Source organism: Acidiphilium iwatense, assembly GCF_021556475.1.
Taxonomy (GTDB): Bacteria; Pseudomonadota; Alphaproteobacteria; order Acetobacterales; family Acetobacteraceae; genus Acidiphilium; species Acidiphilium iwatense.
This window is the reverse complement of the sequence record NZ_JAKGBZ010000040.1, coordinates 1-19,985: the sequence shown is the minus strand read 5'-3', so window position 1 is coordinate 19,985 and position 19,985 is coordinate 1. Positions and strand designations below refer to the sequence as shown.

The following is a 19,985-nucleotide window of genomic DNA, read 5'->3' as shown; positions in this document are numbered from 1 at the left end:
AAGCGTCATTGCGACGCCGAGCTTTGCAAGGTGGAAGCAATTCATGATGGCGGTGCGAACCTGGATCGTCATGCCGCCTCACGGTTCGCAACGGGCCGCCTTGACGGGCTGTTCCGAATGGTCATTTCGAGGTCACCATAATGGAACCGCGCGGCGCCGCCCTGCGAACCGGCCTGTTCGTGCTCGCCGGCATCGCGGTGCTGATCGGGCTGATCTTCCTGCTGTCCGGCAATGCGTTCCGGCCCGGCATTGCCTACGAATCCTATTTCCGCGAATCGGTGCAGGGGCTCAATGTCGGCTCCTCGGTGAAGTTTCGCGGCGTGACCATCGGCAAAGTCACCGATATCGGCCTGGTTTCCGCCGAGTATCCGCCGAGGAATCCGTCCGAAATGCTCCAGCCGGTCTATCACCAGGTGGTGGTGCGGTTCCGCGTTGACCCCCGCAAGGTGGGACCGGACACCAATATCGCGCAGGCGATCAAACTTGGGTTGCGCGTTCAGGTGGCGCCGCAGGGGATCACCGGGCTCGCCTATCTGGAGCTGAGCTTCGTCAAGCCGGTGCACCATCCGGTGCCGTCGATTCCCTGGCAGCCGCGTTCGACCGTGATCCCCTCGATCCCGAGCACGCTCACCCAGGTGCAGGATGCGGTGCAAAAATTCCTGACCAATATGGAGCACGTGAAATTCAACAAGACGATCGCGGTGCTTACCTCGCTGGTCGATACGCTCAACAAGGAAATCACCACCGGCGATGCGCATAAGACGCTGGCGAACGCCAACGCGCTGCTCGGCGAGTTGAGATCCCAGGTGAAACGAGCTGATCTGCCGGCCACCACCGCCTCGCTGCGCAACCTCGCCGATGGGGCACAGACCCGCGCCATACTGGCAAAACTCAATCGCACGACCGACGAACTTGCCAAGGTGAGCGCCGAGATGCCGAAGCTCATCGCACAGACCCAGGCGACGGTGCGTAGCGCGAACGAGACCACCGCGACGCTCAATCGCCAGATGATCCCGATCCTGCGCAACCTGAACGCGGCGTCGGCCAATCTCGACGAATTGTCGGAAACCCTGAAGAACAACCCCTCGATCGTGCTGCGCGGCGCGCCGCCGCCCCGGCAGACGCCGCAATGAGGAGCGCCATGTCCCTGAACCGTCGTCATCTGCTGCTTGCAGCGCCGCTGGCTCTCGCCGGTTGCGGCGACCTTCTCGCCAAGCAGCCCTACACCGCGCGGACCGACTGGCCGATCGCACCCGAGCCCGGCATCGCGGCGGCGGGATCGCGGCGTGGCGTGGTGCTGGTGCGCGGCATCCAGGCCGGCCCGGCGCTGGGCGATCGCGGGCTGATCACGCTGCAAGCGGATGGCAGCATCCATCGCGGCTATTACAATCGCTGGGCGGTGCCGCCGGCGCAGGCGGTCACGGCATCGCTGATCGCGTGGCTTCAGGCCTCGGGCGAATTTTCCGCGGTTGTGGGCGAGGGCAGCGCATTGTCTCCCGCGCTGATCGTGGAGGGCACGCTCGACACGCTGCTCGCCGACCCGACCCGGCACGTCGCCCGTGCCGCCCTGACCCTGGTGGTCGCGAAGCCCGTCGGGATCGGCGAGCGGCCATTGGCGCAGCGGCGATTGACGGCGACGGCGCCGCTCGCCGGGCCCACCGCGCCCGATCTGGTCGCCGCCCAGCGCGCCGCCCTGGCCGGCGTACTTAGGCAGGCGGTCGCGATGGTCGAAAGCGATCGGTAACGATCGAATTATAGGAATCGGGCTTCATTTCAACGCCAACTCTGCCTCAAACGATACGAGACCGCCTTTCAGATTCTCCACAGGTGAAACCACGATGCCCTCGACAATAATGCCGATATCGCGCTCAGCGAAGGTGCAGCGCACGCAATGGACGGCGCAATTTCTCGTCGCATCGGAATTGGTCCGCAATGGCTACGTCGTCTCGTTCACAATGGGAAATACGCCCTTGGCCGATCTGATGGTGGGAAGCCGGGACGCGACATATCGATTCTGGGTCGATGTAAAAGGGGTTGGATCGAATAGTGCTTGGCTAATCCGGCGAAGACAGGCAGTTCCAAACCTCTTTTACATTCTTGTGCGAGTAGGAGAAACGCGCACAGCCGATGCATTTTTTGTCTTAAACCATCCGCAAGTTAACGAGTTGATTGCCGCTCAAGACGCGACCGATAAGTCGAAGGGATCGCGCGACATTGGCGGCGCTTTCTCGTGGAAAGCCGCGCTGCCCTTCCGGGATAAATGGCCCATTCTCCCTGGCTGGCCATCCTAACAGAGATATCATCGCTGAATCAATATCTTGCGTCTATATGTGTGAACCGGATAAGAACGCTTCATTGTCTTATTTTTGAAGCGCGCTGGGCGAGGCCCAGCAGCGTCTGCCGGCAGATCGCCTCGGGCACCGCGCCGGTGCGCTTGCAATCGGCCTCGGCGCGCAGCGCGCGCTCGATCGCGGCAATAATCGCCGGCTCGCGCCAACGCCCGGCCGCCTTGATCACCGCCGCCTGGCGGCGGAAAAACACCGGTGGCCGCCGCGCCGCGACCGCATCGCGCGCGCTGGCTCCCTTCGCGACCGCGTCGGCAAGCAGCCGGAGCGCCGAAAGCTCGCCGAGCAGCACGCGCAATATCGCCACCGGTGCGGCGCCTTCGTCGAGCGCCAGCCCGACGGCGTGATCGGCTGCCTTGACGTCGCCAGCGAGCGCTGCATCGATCGCGTCCTGCATCGAGGCCGAGCCCTGATCGTCGAGCACCGCGTCGATATCCGCGAGGTCGAGCTTTCGCTCGGTGCCGGCATAGAGAATCAGCCGCTCGGCCGCGTCGCGCAGCGCGCCGGTCTCGCCGCCGAGACGGCCGGCGGCGACGGCAATCGCGTCCCGCGAAAGCGCGACGCCGGCATCGCGCAAGGCGGCTTCCAGCGCCGGACCGCGCGCTGCGCCGTCCGGCGGATAGCAGGCGATCGCTGCGGCTTCGGCGTGTTTTTCGGCGAACGCCCGCAGCTTCGAGCGCGCGGCAAGGTCGCCGCCCATGGCGATGACCAGCGAATCGCCCCTGGTCTCGAGCGCGGATTCGATGAATGGCACCTGCTTGTCCGCCGCATCGCGCAGCAGAACCACGCGCCGTCCGCCGCCGAACGCCTGCGCGCTTGCCTCCTCGGGCAGGCGCTCGGCCTGATCGGCGTCGAGCTCGGCGATGCGGAACGGATCGTCGAGCGATCCGGCAATGCGCCTGGCGAGACCGCGCCCCCGCTCGGCGACCAGCGAGCTATCCGGCCCATAGATCAGCACGAAGCGCGTCCGCCCAGGGTCGGCGAGGAAGCGCTCGACCTGTCTTGTCTCGATCTTCACCGGTCTTCAGCCCTTGTCGGGATGGCTGCGGAAATAGATCGCGAGCTGGGTGGTGATCTGGGTCGCGATCTCGCGGGCGAGCTGGTGGCGCATCGTGCCGCCATCAAGCGCGGTCGCGAAATACTGGTTGTCGATGATGTTCTCGGCATCCATCGCCTGGGCATTGCCCTTGGCGATTGCGAGGCCGCGATTGCCCTCGGGCGTTAGCACCCAATGGGCATTGGCGAAGTACCGGTTGCGGGTGTTCGAGCTGTCCGGCTGGATGCCGATCACCTGAACCGAAATCCCGTAGCTGACCGCCAGATGGTAGCGATAGAATTTCGGCGCGCCGGCGCGTTGCAGGTCGCGTTCCAGCGCCTCGTGCATCACCTGGCCGCTGCGATCGGGCATCAGCCCGATATCGATTTCATCCATGCGCGAGGCGATCGCCGGCTCCTGGCCGCCCTGCGATCCGTATAGCGGATGGAACCCGCAGCTGGCGAGGCCGAGCAAAGCGAGGAGTGCTGGAAGCTTACGTGCGAACGACAAAGTTCACGATCCGGTCCGGCACATGGACCCGCTTGACGATGGTGGCGCCCTCCAGGGCGCGGGCGATCTTCCGATCCGCCAGGGCGGCGGTTATGGCGGTTTCCGCATCGGTGCCGAGCGGCAGCTCGATGGTGCCGCGCAGCTTGCCCATGACCTGCACCGCGAGGGTCACCCGGTCGCGCCGCACCAGGTCGGGATCGGCCTCCGGCCAGGGCAGATCGGCGACCAGCCCCTGCTCGGGGGCGAGCAGCGCGTGGGCTTCCTCGGCCACGTGCGGGACGATGGGGGCGGCGAGCCGGATCAACGTGATCACCGCCTCGCGCCTCGCCGCCGCCATCGCCGGCTTGCCCTCGGCCTCGCCGGCCGCGTTCGCCAGCTCGTAGAGCCGCGCGATCGCGACATTGAATGCGAACGCCTCGATCGCCTCGGTCACCGCGGTGATGGTCCGATGGGTGGTCTGGCGCAGCGCGCGCGCGCCGCCCCCCGCTTGATCGGGAGATGCCCGATCCAGCGGGGTCATGTCCGCGAATTCCGCAGCGACGCCGCGCGCGAGGCGATACAGCCGCTGCACGAAGCGAAACGCCCCCTGCGCGCCCGCTTCGGTCCATTCCACGTCGCGTTCGGGCGGATTGTCCGACAGCACGAACCAGCGCACGGTATCCGCGCCGAACCGCTCGATCACCGCGCTGGGATCGACCGTGTTGCGCTTGGATTTCGACATTTTCTCGATCGCCCCGACGATCACCGTCGCACCGGTCGCCCGCTCGGTCGCCGTGCCGTCCGGGTGCTTCGCCACCTCGTCGGGGTAGAGCCAGCGCCCGTCCTCGGTGCGGTAGCTCTCATGGGTGAGCATCCCCTGGGTGAACAACCCGGCGAATGGTTCCTGCAGCCCGACATGGCCGAGGCGGTGCATCGCCCTGGTGAAGAACCGCGCATAGAGCAGGTGCAGAATCGCATGCTCGATGCCGCCGATATATTGATCGACCGGCATCCAGCGATCCACCGCCGCGCGATCGGTTGGCGATGCCGCGTGCGGGGCGCAGAACCGCGCGAAATACCACGACGAATCGACGAACGTGTCGAACGTGTCGGTCTCGCGGGTCGCCGCCGCGCCGCATTGCGGGCACGCCACATGTTTCCAGGTCGGGTGATGGTCGAGCGGATTGCCCGGTTTGTCGAACGCCACGTCTTCCGGCAGGCGTACCGGGAGCTGTTTTTCGGGCACCGGCACCGCGCCGCAGATTTCGCAATGGATCACCGGAATCGGGCAGCCCCAGTAGCGTTGGCGCGAAATGCCCCAGTCGCGCAGGCGCCAGTTCACCACGCCGCGCCCCAGCCCGCGCGCTTCCAGTTCGGCGATCACGCGCGATTTCGCGGCCTGGACATCCAGGCCGTCGAGAAAGCCGGAATTCACGATCAAACCATCGCCGATAAAGGCTTTGTCGGTCACGGCAAGATCGGGCTCGTCCTTTGGCGCGACCACCACGGTCACACCGAGCCCGTATTTGCGGGCGAACTCGATATCGCGCTGGTCATGCGCCGGGCAGCCGAAAATCGCCCCGGTGCCGTAGTCCATCAGCACGAAATTGGCGATCCAGACCGGGTAGGTCGCCCCCGCGATGAACGGGTGGGCGACGCACAATCCGGTGTCGAAACCGCGCTTCTCGGCGGCCTCGATCACGGCTTCCGAGGTTCCGGCGCTCTGACATTCGGCGATGAAGGCGGCGGCGTCCCGGTTCGCGGCTCCGACCGCCATGGCGAGCGGATGATCCGGCGCCAGGGCCAGAAAACTCATGCCGAACAGCGTGTCCGGCCGGGTGGAGTAGACCACGACGCGATCGATGCCAGCAACCGGCGTGATAAGGCGGAGCGAAAATTCGGCGCCTTCGCTGCGGCCGATCCAGTTGCGCTGCATCACCCGCACCCGCTCGGGCCAACGCTCCAGCGTGTCGAGCCCGGCGAGCAGATCTTCGGCGAAGTCGGTGATTTTCAGGAACCACTGGCGCAGCCTGCGCTTTTCCACCAGCGCGCCGGATTTCCAGCCGCGCCCGTCGATCACCTGTTCGTTGGCGAGCACGGTCTGATCGACCGGGTCCCAGTTGACCGCCGATTCCCGCCGGAGGGCGAAGCCCGCGCGCCAGAAATCGAGGAACAATTTCTGCTGCTGGCCATAATACTCCGGGTCGCAGGTCGCGAACTCGCGCGACCAGTCGAGTGCTAAGCCGACGCGCTGCAAATCCGCGCGCATCGCCGCGATGTTCTCGCGGGTCCAGACCGCCGGGGCGATGCCGCGTTCCCGCGCGGCGTTCTCGGCGGGCAGGCCGAACGCGTCCCAGCCCATCGGATGCAGCACGTCAAAGCCGCGCGCGCGCTTGTAGCGGGCGACGACCTCGCCCAGCATGTAGTTGCGCACATGGCCCATATGAATCTTGCCGGAGGGGTAGGGAAACATCTCCAGCACGTAGTATTTCGGCTTGGTTCCGTCCGGCCTGTCCTCGGCGCGGAAACAGCCGCGCTTCGTCCATGCCTCCTGCCAGCGCGGCTCGGCGGCGCGAAAATCGTACGCCAGATCGGACGTCGTCTGGTCCATCGCTCAGCCGTTCAGCTGGCCGGCCGCCTTCAATTGCGCGGCGCGCGCCAGGATCCGGTCCTCGATGCCGCTCGCAGTCGCCGGATCGACCGGGGCATCGACCCATTCGCCGCCCGACATGGTCTGGCGGAACACCGAGACCTTGAGATCGTTGGCCGACAGCACGCTGCCGAGCACATAGGCGGTCGCCTTGAAGCGCTCGTTGGGCGTGGCGGGCGGGGAATACCAATCGGTGATGATCACGCCGGCAAACGGATCGGCCGAGGCGAGCGGCATGAACGACAGCGTGTCGAGCGAGGCCCGCCAGAGATAGGCATTGACCGAAACCCCTGTCGCCTGTCCCGAAGGTCCGCTCTTGCCGCCGAGGGTGAACAGATTGCCAAGCCCGGAATTGGCATTCTGCATGGCCGGCGGAATCCGATAGGTCTGCATGTTCGGCAATTGCGGCTGTTTCGCGTTGCCGCAGGCGGCCAAGGCGAGGACGGAGCCCAGCGCGGCGAGCCTTATTGCGGGCCGGAACATCGTGGTCTGGGCGTTGATCACATGAAAGCGCACATTCGTCTCCGCTTGGTCTGTCGCTGGTGTTTAACCTTGCCGGGGCATCGCGCCAAGAGCACGGCGTAGGGCGGGGATTTTGGAGTGAGAAATAGAGCAAGAAAAAAGGGCGGCGGATCGCTCCGCCACCCTCGTGCTTCAGATGACCGTTGCGGTCAGCTTACCATTTGAGCTGGGCGCCAGCGCTGATCGCCTGCGCCTGCACGTTGTTGAACGCGGTCGAGTCGGCCGTGCTGCTGATGAAGTCATAGCCGAGCTGGTGCCGGTGGCCGTAGAGATAGACCGCATAGACACCGAAGTGCGGGGTCAGCGCATAGTTCGCGCCGATATCGAAGCCGTAATCGGTCTCGGTCCGCGCGGTGCCGTTGCCGGGCAGATGTGCGCCGGCGGCCTGGTTGTTGAAATACTGTATGCCAAGCGTATAGGGGCCCGCGGTGTATTCGCCGGTCACTTCGTAGAACAGCGCATTGCGCTGGCCGGGCAGCAGGAAGCTGTAGCCGTTGTTGACCTGGCCGTCTTTCATATCGGCGCCGAGCAGGAAGCCGGCATAGGTCACCTGACCGGAAAGCTGGGCGATGCCCATCCGCTTGAAGCTGGTCTCGTGGGTGATCGAGCCGGTTTCCGGCGAAATGATGGTCTCGATCGGGGCACCCGAGCTGTTGCCGATCGGCGAACTCATCAGGTAGTCGGCCATCAGCTTCACGCCGGTGCCGTTGAACTCACTGGAGTACGAGACGCCGCCGGTGAAGGTGTTCTTGCGGCGAAACGCGCCCGCACCGCCTGGGGCGCTGGCGAGAGTGGCGCAACTGGAGGTGCCACCGGTGCAGAGTTCGCCTTCCTTGAAGCCGTTCGAGTTCGGTTCGAAATCGATCCCGGCCTGGAAGCCAGCGATATCCGGCGAGACATAGACGATCTTGTTGGTCGTGTAGAGCGCGCCCTCGTAGGTGAACAAGGCATGCGGCGCAGCCTGAGACGGCACGGCGGCGCCGACGCCGACGCCGCCGTCGGAATCCCACAGATTGCCGTCGCCGTAATTGAAATATTCCCCGGTCGAGAGCAAATCCCAGATGCCGTCGGTCTGGCCGAACCGGACGAAACCGGCTTCCTTGGTGCCGACATAGGCATAGGCACGGCGGATCACCATCGACTCGACGCCGGGGCCGGCTTCATGGATGCCCTGGCCGGCGGTGGTGAAGGCGGTGCGCAGCTCGGTGGCGACACCGTATTGCAGACCGCCCTCGGTCTGCGCGTCGAAGCCCGGATACAGGCGCAGGAAGCCGGTCATGCCGATCGGGTTCAGCTTGTACGCGCCGGCCGAGGTGTTGACGGTATTCGCGGTCGAACCGATGTCGTTGATCTGATCGTTCAGCAGCCCGTTCAGGTGAACGACGAGCGTGCCGGGTGCCGGCGGCTTCGCCGCCTGTGCGTAGGCGGTGCCGGAAATTCCCGCCACCATGCCCAACGTGGCCACCGAGGCCAGCAGAAACTTGCGCATTCAGTCCCCCATGAAGCCGGTATCCCGGCAAGAACATGTTATCCGCTTCCCCGGCAGGCCCGTGACGACGGGCGGCACGAAACCGGGTGCGGCGACGGGCTGATAAAAGGCATTTTGCCCTGCCGAGGCAACTAGTCTCTGCGGGTGAAACGCCTATTTCGCCGGGCTGTTGTTTCGACGCCACAGTGTATTTCAACCATGTGACAGAGCGCCGATCGCCCCAATGCCGGCGCAGGCGGCGCCCAGCCGGTGCTGCGCCCGCCGGCCGATCCCGCCGAGCGCCAGCACCGGAACCGGGCTGGTCCGCGCGAGTCCCGCCCAGCGCACCGCGCCGAGCGGCCTCGCACCCGGATGGCTCGCCGTCGCGAATGCGGGCGAGAGAAACACGAGGTCGGCCCCGGCCCGTGCTGCGGCGATCAGTTCCGTCCGCCCATGGGCCGAGGCGGTGACGAGCGCTCCGCGATAGGCTGAGCGGATTTTCGTCCCGCCGCGCAGATGCACGCCGGCACGCAATGCGGCGGCGAGCCGCCAGTCGCCGGCGACGATGAGCGGAATTCCGCGCGCCCGGCAGAGCGCCGCGACAAGACGGCCCAAAGCCGCGCGATTCGGCGCGCCGTCATGGCGGAACACCACGCCGCCGATGCCGCGCGGCAGGAGCGCGATCGCCGGCAGCGGGTCGGCCAGCCGTCCGGCATCGGTGAACAGCCATAGCGTAGGGTAGGGGGGCTTTCGGCGCCGCTTGACCGCGCGCGCCGCGCCGATCAGGTATTCATCCATGGCCGACAATCCCACCCCGGAACCCTCGCTCGCCGAGACCATCGCCGCTCTGCGTGCGCGGATGAACCGCGCCGCCGCCGGGCGCGACGTTACCTTGGTCGCGGTGTCGAAAACCAAGCCCGCTTCCTTGATCGAGCAGGCGCTCGCCGCCGGCCAGCGCGTCTTCGGCGAGAACCGGGTTCAGGAAGCGGCGGTGAAATTCCCGCCTCTGCGGGTAACCCACCCCGATCTCGACCTGCATCTGATCGGCCCGCTGCAAACCAACAAGGCGCGCGATGCGGTGCTGTTGTTCGACATGATCGAAACGCTCGACCGGCCGAAACTCGCGGACGCGCTGGCGGCGGCGGCTGAACGCGAGGGCGCGCTGCCCAACCTGCTGGTGCAGGTCAATATCGGCGACGAGCCTCAGAAAGCCGGCATCGCGCGCGCCGAAGCGGATGGCTTCATCCGCGCGATGCGCGAGCGGTTCGGCGCCAATTTGCGCGGGCTGATGGCAATTCCGCCGCTGGACGCCGATCCCGCGCCCTATTTCCGCGATCTGGTGGCGATGGCCGATCATCATGGCCTGCCGGAACGCTCGATCGGCATGTCGGAAGATTTCGAGGTCGCGATCGCCTGCGGAGCGACCATGGTGCGCATCGGCTCGTCGCTGTTCGGTTCCCGAGGTTAATACCCCTTCGCCAGATCGACCAGGGTGCGCGGCGTGCGGCCTTCGGCGAGGGCGCGCAGATTCTCGAAAAACATCGCGAGCGTCGCCTCGTTGTAGCGCTCGGGATCGTCCGAGGAGATATGCGGGGTCATGATCAGGTTCGGCGCGTCCCAGATCGGGTCTTCCGCCGGCACCGGCTCTTCCGTGAAAACGTCCAGCACCGCGCCGGCGATCGTGCCGTTGCGCAGGGCGGCGATCAGTGCAGCTTGAACGAGCAGCTCGCCGCGTCCGATATTGATGACCCCCGCGCGTGCGGGCAGCAGCGCCAGCCGCCGCGCATCGATCAGGTTGCGCGTCGCTTCGGTCAACGGGCAGGCCAGGAGCAGGAAATCGGTCTCCGGCAGCACCTTGTCGAGATCGGCTACGGTCAGCGTGCGGTCGCAATCCGGGTGCGCCGCCGCCGCGTTGCGAATTCCGGTGACGCGGATGTCGAATTGCCGCGCCCGGCGCGCGGCACCGCCGCCCAGCCCGCCGACGCCGACGATCGTCGCGCGCAATCCCGCGATGATCCCGGAAGACCGCCGGTTCCACCGATGCGCCCGCTGATCGGTCGCGAATTCCGGCATATGGGCCGCCAGCATCAGCATCGCCATGATCGCGAATTCGCCTGCCCGGTCGGCGTGAACGCCACGATTGTTCAGCAGCATCACCCCGTCCGGGATCATGTCGAACGGCGCCAGCGCATCGACGCCCGCGGCGGTGGACTGAATCAGCCGCAATCGCGGGGCGCGCGCGAGATCGAGCCGGCGGACCGTGCCGGGCGTTGCGATCAGCGCCTCGATCGCGGGCGCCGCTTGCTCGTATTCGGCGATGCTGGTGCCGAAGGTCACAAGATGGCCGGCGCCGATCGGTCCGGCCTTGGCGGCGGCGGCGGCGAATTCTGCTCCGGTCAATTGGAGGAACGGGTTGTCGGGGAATTCATGAATATGAATGTGCACCGGTTTAGCCCTGTCTGTGAAAGCCGAAATGCAGAAGCAGGAACAGCGCCCCGCCGATCAGAAAGCCGACCAACGTGCCGTTGACGCGGATGAATTGCAAATCCTTGCCCACCCGCAATTCCAGTTTGTCGGTAATTGTCGCGGCATCCCAGTTTCCGACGACGCGGCCGATGAACCCGGATATTTCCGCCTGCGCGGCCGGCAACAGGCGCGCCACCACGGCACCCGCCGCTGCCGAGATGCGCGCGCGGCTCGCCTTGTCCTGGGCCAGCATGGTGCCGAGATTGGCGAGCGCGTTCTGAATCACGGCGACGCTGTGGCCGCTCGGCCGCACCGCATCCCGTTCGATCGCCGCGCGCAGTTGCGTCCAGATATCGTGCCCCCAGGCGCGCATGGTTTCGTGGGTGACGACGCGCCGCAGCGCGGCACCCAGCTCCGCCGCCCGCTCGGGATCGTCGGTGAGGCGGCCGATCTCGTGATGCACCCATTCGTCGAACGCCTCGCGCAGTTCCGACCCGTCCGGCCCGATACGGTCGAACTCGGTATTGAGCGAAGCCACGACGCGCGATGCGATGCTCGCACCTACCGCCCAGCCCACCAGCACGCCGCCCTGTTCGCGCACCCGGTCGCGGACGATCTGCTTCAAATCCGCCTCGCGCGCCTTCAGCACTGTGCGCAACTGATCGAGAACGAACGAAAACACCTCCTGGTGCCGTCCGCTTTGCACCAGCGAGGCGAGGGCGCGCGCCACCACGCGCCCGGCCGCCGGGCCACCCGCCAGGCGCGGCAGCAGCCGGCCGATCAGCCTGCGCGCCCTTCCATCCTCGATCGACTGGAGCAGGCGCGGCAGTGAAGCGGCCAAGGCCTCGGCGGCGGGCCGCGCCATCGCCGGATCGGCAAGAAAACGGCCAAGCAGATCGGGAATGTCGAGCCCGGCGAGGAACCGCGCGACATCCGCCTCGGTGAACACGTGATTGGCGACGAACCGGCCCAGCGCCGCGCCCAGCCGTTCCTTCTGCGCCGGCAGGATCGCGGTATGCGGGATCGGCAGGCCGAGCGGATGGCGGAACAGGGCGGTGATCGCGAACCAGTCGGCAATGCCGCCGATTACCCCGGCTTTCGCCGCATCGCGCAGGAACAACACGGCATCGGTCGGCGGCAGCCAGTAGGCGAGAACGGTGAGGCCGACCATCAGCACCAGCAATCCGCTCGCAAAGGCGCGGTGCCGTGCGAGGGATCGCCGCAGCGGCGCCTCGGGATCGGGTTCGGTCATGGCGCATGATGTGGCCTGGAGCGCGCGGAACGGCAAGATGCCTGCCCTGAAGCGCGGGATTCGCTTGCAAACGAGGCCCGATCGGGCGCATTTTCCCTTTTTGACCCGTGGAGCGGGAGAGATGGCCATGGTCGCGCAGCATGCAGGCCCGGCAGGACGATCCAGGATCGTCGGTCTCGATAACAAGGCGCCGAAGCCCCGGAAAGACTCAGGACGCAGGGGCTGGCGCGCGAGCCGGGACCGCGAGCGGCTCGGCCCGGCGGTCTGGGTAGGCGGCATCCTGCTGGTCGCGGTGATGTTCGGGCTGCTCTCGGCCCTGTTCGGCGCGGGCTGATTGCCGCCATCGGGTTCACACCCTAGTCTGGCGCGATGAACCATAGTCACGCGACCGGCAGCGCAGCGTCATGCCGTTTCTGACCGAAGCCGAGCCGAAGCGCGGCGTCGCGCTTGATGTCCTGCCCGGAATCCGCCGCATCGTCGCGCGCAATCCGGGGGTGATGACCTATCACGGCACCAACACCTATCTGATCGCCGCCGAAGACGGGCTGACCGTGCTCGATCCGGGGCCGGACGACCCGACCCATGTGTCGGACATCCTTGAAGCCGCCGGCGATGTGCCGATCAGGCGGATTCTGCTCTCGCATACCCATCGTGACCATCTCGGTGCCACGGCGGCGCTGAAAAACGCGACGAACGCCGCGACCTACGGGTTCCACCGTCCCGCGACGCCGCTGTTCACGCCCGATCATGGGCTGAAAGAGAGCAACGAACTGGCGGGGTTGACCGCGCTGCACACGCCGGGCCACGCGAGCGACCATCTCGCCTTCGCCTACACGGTCGCGGGAGCGGGCGACATTCTGTTCAGCGCCGATCACGTGATGTCATGGTCGTCCTCGATCGTGAACCCGCCCGATGGCGACATGAAGGCCTATTACAATAGTCTGCTCCGCCTGCTCGACCGGCACGAAACCGTCTATCTGCCCGGCCACGGGCCGCTCCTGCCGGAGCCGCGCGCCCTGGTCGCGGAAATGCTCGCCCATCGCCGCCGGCGCGAGGCCGCGATTCTCGAGGCACTGCGTGCCCGGCCATCGACGATCGCCGAAATCGCGGCGCGACTCTACGCCAAGCAGAACCCGATGCTGAAAATCGCCGCCGAGCGCAACGTGCTCGCGCATCTGCTCAAGCTGCGCACCGAGGGCATCGCCATCGACCATGGCGATGTCTGGGCGCCCGCCTGACCCGTCACCCGCCGGGCAGCCCGAACACCACGATCCTGCCCGGCCCTGTACTCAGCCGCCAGCCGATCGGCGCGTCCATCCCCGCTGCGACCGCGACATATTGCCGGCCGCGATCGGCATAGGTGATCACGCCGCCGCCGATCGGCTGACCGGTATCGTATCGGTAGAGCAGGGCGCCGGTGCGCTGATCGAGCGCCATGAACAGGCCGTTCAGATCGCCGGTGAACACCACCCCGCCTTCGGTCGGGGTGGTGCCCGCCAGCATCGGCCTGCTGTCGTGCAGACGCCACAACACCGCGCCGGTGCGCGCACTGACCGCGGTGATCCAGCCGGAATAACGGTTCGCGCGCAGACCATAGGGATGGATGCGGCTGGTCGAGCCGGTCCAGGGCAGGCCCTTGCGGCCCTTGAGTGCATTCGCCGCAATGACGCGAACGGTGGTGCACCAATCCACGGCGTTGACATAGAGCGCGTCGGTTTGCGGCGAATAGGCCGGGCTGCTCCACTCCACCCCGCCCTCGATTCCGGGGCAAAATCGGGTGCCCCGCGGCGTCATCGGCGCGCGCGTGTTGAATCGCGTCGTTATCGCGGTTTTCACCGCCAGTTTTCCGGTCTCGCGGTCGAGCGCATAGAGAAATCCGTCCTTGCCGGCGGCCACCAGCAATTTGCGTCCCCTTGGCGTGGTAATCAGCTCGGGCGCAGCCGCCATGTCCCAGTCGTGAACATCGTCGCCGCTGAGAAACTGGTGCCAGAAGCGCACGCTGCCGGTGCGCGCATCGAGCCCGATCACGCCATAGGTATAATCGTTCGCGCCGGGGCGCAACGATTTCAGGAAATCGGGCGCCGCGTTGCCGGTCGGCGCATAAAGAATCCCGGTGCGCGGATCGATCGCATAGGAGGTCCAGGTCGCCGCCCCGCCGCGCGGATGCTCGAAGCTCGTCGCCTGCCAGGTGGCGGCAGCGCGTCCGTTGCTCGGGATCAGCGGTGTGGACCACAGCATCAGACCGGTTCGCGCATCGAACCCCATCATCCGTCCCGCCACGCCGAAATTATCGCCGCCGGCATTGCCGATGAACACCATGCCGTGCCAGACGATCGGAGCGGCGGGAAACGTCTCGCCGATCGCGGGGTCGCCGATCGGCACGTTCCACACGGTGCCTCCGGTCGCTGCGTTCAGCGCATAGAGTCTGCCGTCGTTCGAGCCGCGAATCAGCAGCCCGTGCCAATAGGCAAGGCCGCGATTGACCTGATTCGGGTCGAGCGGCACCCGGCGCGCGAGGTGATAGATGTGCTCCCAACGCAACCGGCAGGTTCGCGCGTCGATCGCATAAGTGTGCTGTTGGGTGGTGACATAGAGCGTGCCGGCGATTTCCAGCGGCGTGCCTTGAAGATCGGTCGCGTCGGCGAGGCGGAAATCGCAAAGCGGGCGCAGTTCGTCGACATTCGCCGTGGTGATCCGGTCGAGCGGCGAGAACCGATCGCCTTCCAGCGTGCGATTATAGCTGCCCCAGTCGGTCGCCGGATCAGGTGAGGCGGGCAGGGGCGCGCCCGGTGCGTAATCCGGCCCGGCAATCGTGCGCGACGTGCCGATCGGCGGCGGCGGCATCGGCCCCGCGATCACCTCGCGCAGATACTGGTTCGGCGACGCGATCAGCGCGTCCAGATACCGATAATGCAGATGCGCGCAGCCCGAGAGGACGAATCCGAGAAGCGCCAGCGGAACCATGCGTTTCGCCAAGCCGTTCATACCCCGCAATCCCGTGCCACGGTTCCGTCCTTTCGCCGCATCGCCGGGCGGCCTTTCCGCCATGTTATCGTATGGATCAGCAATCCGTGCATCGGACAAGACGGTTTCCGAAAACCTAACTCCGCGCTGCGATCATCTCGCGGATCTTCAGCACGGTGTTCCGGTTGCGGCCGGTCGTCGGCGAGCCGCAGGCCTTGTCGATGAGGGACGGGCTCAGCTTCGAGCCATGAACGCCCGCCGCGCCGTAATCGATCCAGAGCGCGCCGCCGGCCAGGCGGACCCGCTCCCCGCTTTGCGCCCGTCGCGCCAGGATGTCTGCGGCGCCCGGATCGACCGCGTCGCGGGACAGATACAGATGCACCATTTTCGCCGGAACCTCGGCGTTCCCGGCGAAGGGATCGGCCGCGACATATCGCTCCCAGCCGGCGGCTTCGCGCACGATGACATCGACCGCGAATCCCGCCTGCGCGGTCAATCCCTTTTCCAGCAAGCTTCGCGCATCGTCCGCGCCGCCTTCGGCATCGACGATCAGATTGCCGCTCTGGATATAGGTTTGCGGCCGTTCCATCCCGAGCGCAAGGCACAGGACACGCAAATCCGCCATCGGCAGCTTGCGTGCCGAACCCACATTGATGCCGCGCATCAATGCCACGAATGTCCGCATGACTTCCTTTCGCTTTCTTCCGGCGTCCGATGGTTCATTTGACCCCGCCAGCTCAGCCCGACATCATTCCTCTTGAAATTCTGCGAACCGTGTCGATGAACGCCCTCAGCTTCGGCATTTCCGACGCATATCGCGGAAAATACAGGAACAGGCCCGGTTCTTCGATGCTGGCCGCCGGCAGAACCTGCCGCAACTGGCCCGCGCGCAAATCCTTCCGAACCAGCGGCTCGAAGATATAGGCGATGCCGACACCAAGCAGCGCCAGCTCGCGGGCGTATGTGGAATCGGTCACTCGCACGCTGCCGCTCACCGCGACCGCGACTTCGCGGCCCCGATCCATCAGATCCCAGGCATAGGCTCCGCCGGACGAGATCAGGCGATATCCGATGCAGTTATGCACCGCGAGGTCGGCGATCGTCCCCGGTGCGCCGCGCGCTTCAAGATAATCCGGCGCGGCGACCATGATCGCCTTGAACGGGCCGGTCAGGCGGATCACAATCATGTCCTGCGCGATCATCTCGCCCAAACGAACGCCGGCATCGAACCCTCCGGAGACGATATCGGCGAGGCATTCGTCCGAGGTCACCTCGATCGTCAGATCGGGGTGAAGCCGGCTCATCGCGACGATCGCCGGCGTAATTGCGAGCGGCAGCGCCACGCGCGGCGCATTGAGCCGCAGCACGCCCGCGACCCGTCCCTTCGCCGCCTGGACGTGCTCGACACTTTCTTCGATCGTCGCGATGGCGGGGCCGATCGCGGCGACGAAGGCCTTGCCAGCTTCCGTCAGGGCGACGCTGCGCGTCGTCCGCAGGAAGAGCGGCTGACCCAACCGATCCTCGACCGCCCTGACCGCGTGGCTCACCGCCGAGGGACTCATGTTCAGCACTGCCGCCGCCGATGCGAAGCCACCCCGGCGGGCGACTGTCAGCACGATGGGAAAATGGTTCAGCAGACCGCGCTCCATTCATGCATCATATCGAATGGTCATGTCGATTTGAACCATCTGGAAAGCGAATGCGTCAGCGGCCAGATTGCCGAGCATTCAGCAGAACGCACTTTCCGTGGAGAAGACATCCCGATGGCCGCCAAGACCTGGTTCATTACCGGCGCTTCGTCCGGCTTCGGCCGTGCCTTCGCCGAGCACGCTCTGGCCCGAGGCCACAATGTCGTGGCCACCGCCCGGCACGTCGCGGCGCTTGCGGCACTCGCCGCTTCCGCCCCCGATCGCGTCCTGGTCCGTGTGCTCGACGTGACCCGCATAGGCGACGCGGAAGCGGCGGTCGAGGCGGCCATCACCCGTTTCGGGCGCATCGATGTGCTGATCAACAATGCCGGCTACGGCATCGTCGGCGCGTTCGAGGAAACTCCGGATGCCGAGCTGCGCGCGCTGATGGAGACGAATTTCTACGGCGCCGTGAATGTCACCCGCGCGGCGTTGCCGGCGCTGCGCGCCCAGCGGAGCGGCGCCATCGTCAACATGTCGAGCCTCGGCGGACAACTATCGTTCGCGGGCTTCAGCGCCTATTCGGCGACGAAATTCGCGATCGAAGGCGCGAGCGAAGCTCTGGCACAGGAACTGGCGCCCTTCGGCATCAAGGTGCTGATCGTCGAACCAGGTCAGTTCCGAACCAATCTCGCCGGGCCGAACATGCGCCACATGCCGGTGATCGACGCCTATCGCGACGTCACCGGCGCCACGCGCGAATTCGCGCGTGCCATGAACGGTACCCAGGACGGCGATCCTCGGAAAGCGGCGGCCGCGATCGAGGCCGCTCTCGATGCGCCGGACACGCCGCTGCGCCTGCAACTCGGCGCCGACGCGGTGGACGCCATTCAAAGCCATGGTGAGACCCTGCTGAAGGCTCTCGCGACATGGGAAACGCTTGCAAGAAGCACGAACCTCAGCGCCGGCAAGGTATAACTTTAAGTTAGGGGATTCAAAATGCAAACAGGTAAACTGAACGGCAAAGTTGCTCTGGTGACGGGGCCTCATCCGGCATCGGTGAGGCGACCGCGCTGGCGCTTGCGGCCCGGCGCATCGAACGGCTGCACAACCTGGCCGATCGCATCCGTCAAGCCGGAGGCGAGACGTTGCCGATCGAAGCGGACGTGACGAACGAGGCGCAGGCGTCGGTGATGGTTGCGCGCGCCCTGCAAGAGTATGGTCGGCTCGACATTTTGCTTGCCGTCGCCGGTGTCGGCGTTGCCGCTCCATTCCAGAACACGCATCCCGCCGAATATCGCCAGATGGTCGACGTCAATATCCTGGGGTTGCTCTATCCGACCCAGCAAGCCTGACGGACGCCCGCTGCGCCCGACACCATGGGACCGGCAGATATCTAAAATCCGCATCTCCTCGGTCGAGCGGAGCGCGCTTGGCAGACGACCAATAGGGCTTGAGCCCCCACTGTTACTACGCCAATCGGCGGCTGTGTCGCTGCATATCGCATTATCGCGCCGAATCGACGGCCCTTGCGAGCCGAGAACGATGAAGAAGGTAACCGTGTCTGCACATTGGCTACCTCAATGTCTGCTAACGCCTAATCGTGCCGATTTCCGCCAGCTCGGAGCGGATATCCTCCGTGAGGGCGAGCTCGGCCGCCGCCAGATTCTCCCGCAGATGGTCCGGTGACGACGTGCCCGGAATGAGGAGGATATTGGGCGCGCGCGCCAGCAGCCAGGCGAGCGCGACCTGCATCGGCGTCGTATCGAGCCTTTCGGCCACGGCCGACAAGGTCTCGGACTGGAGCGGCGTGAAGCCGCCGAGCGGGAAGAAGGGCACGTAGGCGATGCCCTGCCGGCCGAGTTCGTCGATCAGCTTGTCGTCATCGCGATGTGCGAGATTATAGTGGTTCTGCACGCATACGATCGCGGCGATGCCTCGCGCCTCCGCCACCTGAGCGGCGGTGACGTTGCTCAAGCCAAGGTGCCGGATCAGCCCCTGCCGCTGAAGGTCTGCAAGAGTTGTGAACCGCTCCGCGATCGAGCCTTCACTGGGGGCATGAACGTCTCCCATGATGCGCAGGTTTACGACGTCGAGAACGTCGACGCCGAGGTTGCGCAGATTGTCGTGCACGGCGCGGATCAGCTCGGCCGGACTCTGCGCCGGGTTCCATGACGCGTCGGGCCCTCGGACCGCGCCCACCTTGGTCACGATCACCAGGTTCCGGGGATAGGGATGCAGCGCCTCCCGGATCAGCTGGTTGGTGACGTGGGGCCCGTAGAAGTCGCTGGTGTCGATGTGATCGACGCCGGCCGCGGCGGCTGCGCGAAGCACCGCAAGCGCAATCAGGCGATCCTTCGGCGGCCCGAACACGCCGGGACCCGCCAGCTGCATGGCGCCATAGCCCACGCGCTTCACCACGCGGTCGCCAAGCGAAAAGCTGCCCGCTTTCGTGAGGTCGGTCATATTTGTCTCCAATGAAAATCCGATCCGAATATGGTCATTGACCATGTACGTGACAATCGGGCGATAACGGCACGGCTTGTCCAGGATTTCGAACAATGGCTGCTGATTTTCAGGGTCTCTCCGCGTTCCTCGCGGTGGTGCGGGCGGCCGGGTTTCGCGAAGATGCGCAAGCGGTGCTTCCGCATCGAGCCTGAGCGAGACCGCGCGGCGTCTCGAAGCCGCGCTGGACTGTTGATTTCCACTGAGAAGTGACCCGGGATTTTCATCGAGAAGTGACCCGGGTTGTACGGTGTTATGTTCCGCCTGATTGGCTCTGGGTCAAGTCACGTCTTTTCTCCCCTTTGGCTTATTGGCGGTTGCGCTTGCCCTGAACCTGAAGCTGTCGTTGCTGGTTTCGAGGATGTGGCAGTGATGCGTGAGCCGATCGAGCAGCGCGTGGTCATCTTTGCGTCGCTGAACACCTCGGCCCACTCGCTGAAGCTGAGATTGGTGGTGATGACGACGCTGGTGCGTTCGTAGAGTTTGCTCAGCAGGTGGAACAGCAAGGCACCGCCTGACGAGCTGAACGGCAGGTATCCGAGCTCGTCGAGTCACGTTGAGCTCAACGTGAATCGACTTATGTGCAGCGCGCAGTGATGTGGAGCTGGAAGGCGTCAACTCCAGCCGACGAAGGTTTGAGGGCCGCCAACTCCACATAAC

General features: G+C 65.7%; 19 protein-coding genes and 2 pseudogenes. 8 read left to right on the top strand and 13 right to left on the bottom strand.

What is annotated here, in order from left to right:
* The first annotated feature begins 140 nt into the window (after positions 1 to 140).
* The 3 genes from L2A60_RS15935 (at position 141) to L2A60_RS15925 (ending at position 2,291) form a co-directional block, all read left to right on the top strand.
* The gene (locus tag L2A60_RS15935) at positions 141 to 1,133 is read left to right on the top strand and encodes an MlaD family protein (RefSeq protein WP_235705435.1); all 993 of its coding nucleotides are present in this window, start codon (positions 141 to 143) and stop codon (positions 1,131 to 1,133) included.
* Between the two features lie 8 nt (positions 1,134 to 1,141).
* Positions 1,142 to 1,744 carry an ABC-type transport auxiliary lipoprotein family protein gene (locus tag L2A60_RS15930; RefSeq protein ID WP_235705434.1) on the top strand — a complete coding sequence of 201 codons (603 nt, stop codon included), beginning with the start codon at positions 1,142 to 1,144 and terminating at the stop codon, positions 1,742 to 1,744.
* Between the two features lie 109 nt (positions 1,745 to 1,853).
* Positions 1,854 to 2,291: a hypothetical protein gene (locus L2A60_RS15925; RefSeq protein WP_235705433.1), complete on the top strand. Its 438-nt coding sequence runs from the start codon at positions 1,854 to 1,856 to the stop codon at positions 2,289 to 2,291.
* Positions 2,292 to 2,352: 61 nt separating this feature from the next.
* Here the strand turns inward: L2A60_RS15925 and holA are convergent, their stop codons facing one another.
* The 6 genes from holA to L2A60_RS15895 form a co-directional block, all read right to left on the bottom strand.
* Positions 2,353 to 3,363 (bottom strand): DNA polymerase III subunit delta, encoded by a 1,011-nt coding sequence (holA, locus tag L2A60_RS15920; protein WP_235705432.1) that lies wholly within the window; start codon positions 3,361 to 3,363, stop codon positions 2,353 to 2,355.
* Positions 3,364 to 3,369: 6 nt separating this feature from the next.
* Entirely contained in the window at positions 3,370 to 3,891 is a 522-nt protein-coding gene (locus L2A60_RS15915; protein ID WP_235705431.1) for a hypothetical protein, read from the bottom strand.
* Positions 3,875 to 6,481, bottom strand: a complete 2,607-nt coding sequence (leuS, locus tag L2A60_RS15910; RefSeq protein WP_235705430.1) for a leucine--tRNA ligase — start codon at positions 6,479 to 6,481, stop codon at positions 3,875 to 3,877. Before leuS ends, L2A60_RS15915 begins: the two co-directional genes overlap by 17 nt.
* 3 nt (positions 6,482 to 6,484) lie before the next feature.
* On the bottom strand, positions 6,485 to 7,003 hold the full coding sequence (locus L2A60_RS15905) for a DUF3576 domain-containing protein (protein ID WP_235705453.1): 519 nt from the start codon (positions 7,001 to 7,003) through the stop codon (positions 6,485 to 6,487).
* Positions 7,004 to 7,196: 193 nt separating this feature from the next.
* A complete protein-coding gene (locus tag L2A60_RS15900; protein WP_235705429.1) occupies positions 7,197 to 8,531 on the bottom strand; it encodes a porin family protein in 1,335 nt (444 codons plus the stop codon).
* A gap of 192 nt (positions 8,532 to 8,723) precedes the next feature.
* Entirely contained in the window at positions 8,724 to 9,308 is a 585-nt protein-coding gene (locus tag L2A60_RS15895; RefSeq protein ID WP_235705428.1) for a thiamine phosphate synthase, read from the bottom strand.
* Between L2A60_RS15895 and L2A60_RS15890 the strand changes: the two genes are divergently transcribed.
* A complete protein-coding gene (locus L2A60_RS15890) occupies positions 9,307 to 9,978 on the top strand; it encodes a YggS family pyridoxal phosphate-dependent enzyme (RefSeq protein WP_235705427.1) in 672 nt (223 codons plus the stop codon). The genes L2A60_RS15895 and L2A60_RS15890 overlap by 2 nt on opposite strands.
* Here the strand turns inward: L2A60_RS15890 and L2A60_RS15885 are convergent.
* Together L2A60_RS15885 and L2A60_RS15880 are read right to left on the bottom strand one after the other, a co-directional pair.
* Positions 9,975 to 10,910, bottom strand: a complete 936-nt coding sequence (locus tag L2A60_RS15885; RefSeq protein WP_235705426.1) for a D-2-hydroxyacid dehydrogenase — start codon at positions 10,908 to 10,910, stop codon at positions 9,975 to 9,977. The genes L2A60_RS15890 and L2A60_RS15885 overlap by 4 nt on opposite strands.
* Before the next feature lie 49 nt (positions 10,911 to 10,959).
* A complete protein-coding gene (locus L2A60_RS15880; protein ID WP_235705425.1) occupies positions 10,960 to 12,228 on the bottom strand; it encodes a DUF445 domain-containing protein in 1,269 nt (422 codons plus the stop codon).
* Between the two features lie 127 nt (positions 12,229 to 12,355).
* Here L2A60_RS15880 and L2A60_RS15875 point away from each other — a divergent pair, with 127 nt between their 5' ends.
* Positions 12,356 to 12,562, top strand: coding sequence for a hypothetical protein (locus L2A60_RS15875; RefSeq protein WP_235705424.1), 207 nt, complete (start codon positions 12,356 to 12,358; stop codon positions 12,560 to 12,562).
* 70 nt (positions 12,563 to 12,632) lie between these two features.
* Entirely contained in the window at positions 12,633 to 13,466 is an 834-nt protein-coding gene (locus L2A60_RS15870; protein ID WP_235705423.1) for an MBL fold metallo-hydrolase, read from the top strand.
* Positions 13,467 to 13,470: 4 nt separating this feature from the next.
* Here the strand turns inward: L2A60_RS15870 and L2A60_RS15865 are convergent, their stop codons facing one another.
* Genes L2A60_RS15865 through L2A60_RS15855 form a run of 3 tightly spaced genes read right to left on the bottom strand, consistent with a single transcriptional unit; the run spans position 13,471 to position 16,841 of the window.
* Positions 13,471 to 15,276 (bottom strand): pyrroloquinoline quinone-dependent dehydrogenase, encoded by a 1,806-nt coding sequence (locus tag L2A60_RS15865; protein ID WP_235705422.1) that lies wholly within the window; start codon positions 15,274 to 15,276, stop codon positions 13,471 to 13,473.
* 52 nt (positions 15,277 to 15,328) lie between these two features.
* A complete protein-coding gene (locus L2A60_RS15860; RefSeq protein WP_235705421.1) occupies positions 15,329 to 15,877 on the bottom strand; it encodes a DUF1697 domain-containing protein in 549 nt (182 codons plus the stop codon).
* Between the two features lie 52 nt (positions 15,878 to 15,929).
* Positions 15,930 to 16,841: a LysR family transcriptional regulator gene (locus tag L2A60_RS15855; RefSeq protein ID WP_235705420.1), complete on the bottom strand. Its 912-nt coding sequence runs from the start codon at positions 16,839 to 16,841 to the stop codon at positions 15,930 to 15,932.
* Between the two features lie 114 nt (positions 16,842 to 16,955).
* Between L2A60_RS15855 and L2A60_RS15850 the strand changes: the two genes are divergently transcribed.
* Positions 16,956 to 17,798, top strand: coding sequence for an oxidoreductase (locus L2A60_RS15850; protein ID WP_235705419.1), 843 nt, complete (start codon positions 16,956 to 16,958; stop codon positions 17,796 to 17,798).
* 74 nt (positions 17,799 to 17,872) lie between these two features.
* A pseudogene (locus tag L2A60_RS15845) lies at positions 17,873 to 18,175 on the top strand (SDR family NAD(P)-dependent oxidoreductase); the annotation flags it as partial.
* Positions 18,176 to 18,410: 235 nt separating this feature from the next.
* On the opposite strand, the gene L2A60_RS15840 reads toward L2A60_RS15845, so the two are convergent.
* Together L2A60_RS15840 and L2A60_RS15835 are read right to left on the bottom strand one after the other, a co-directional pair.
* Entirely contained in the window at positions 18,411 to 19,286 is an 876-nt protein-coding gene (locus tag L2A60_RS15840) for an aldo/keto reductase family oxidoreductase (protein ID WP_235705451.1), read from the bottom strand.
* A gap of 318 nt (positions 19,287 to 19,604) precedes the next feature.
* Positions 19,605 to 19,876: pseudogene (locus tag L2A60_RS15835) on the bottom strand (ATP-binding protein); the annotation flags it as partial.
* Positions 19,877 to 19,985 lie beyond the last annotated feature (109 nt).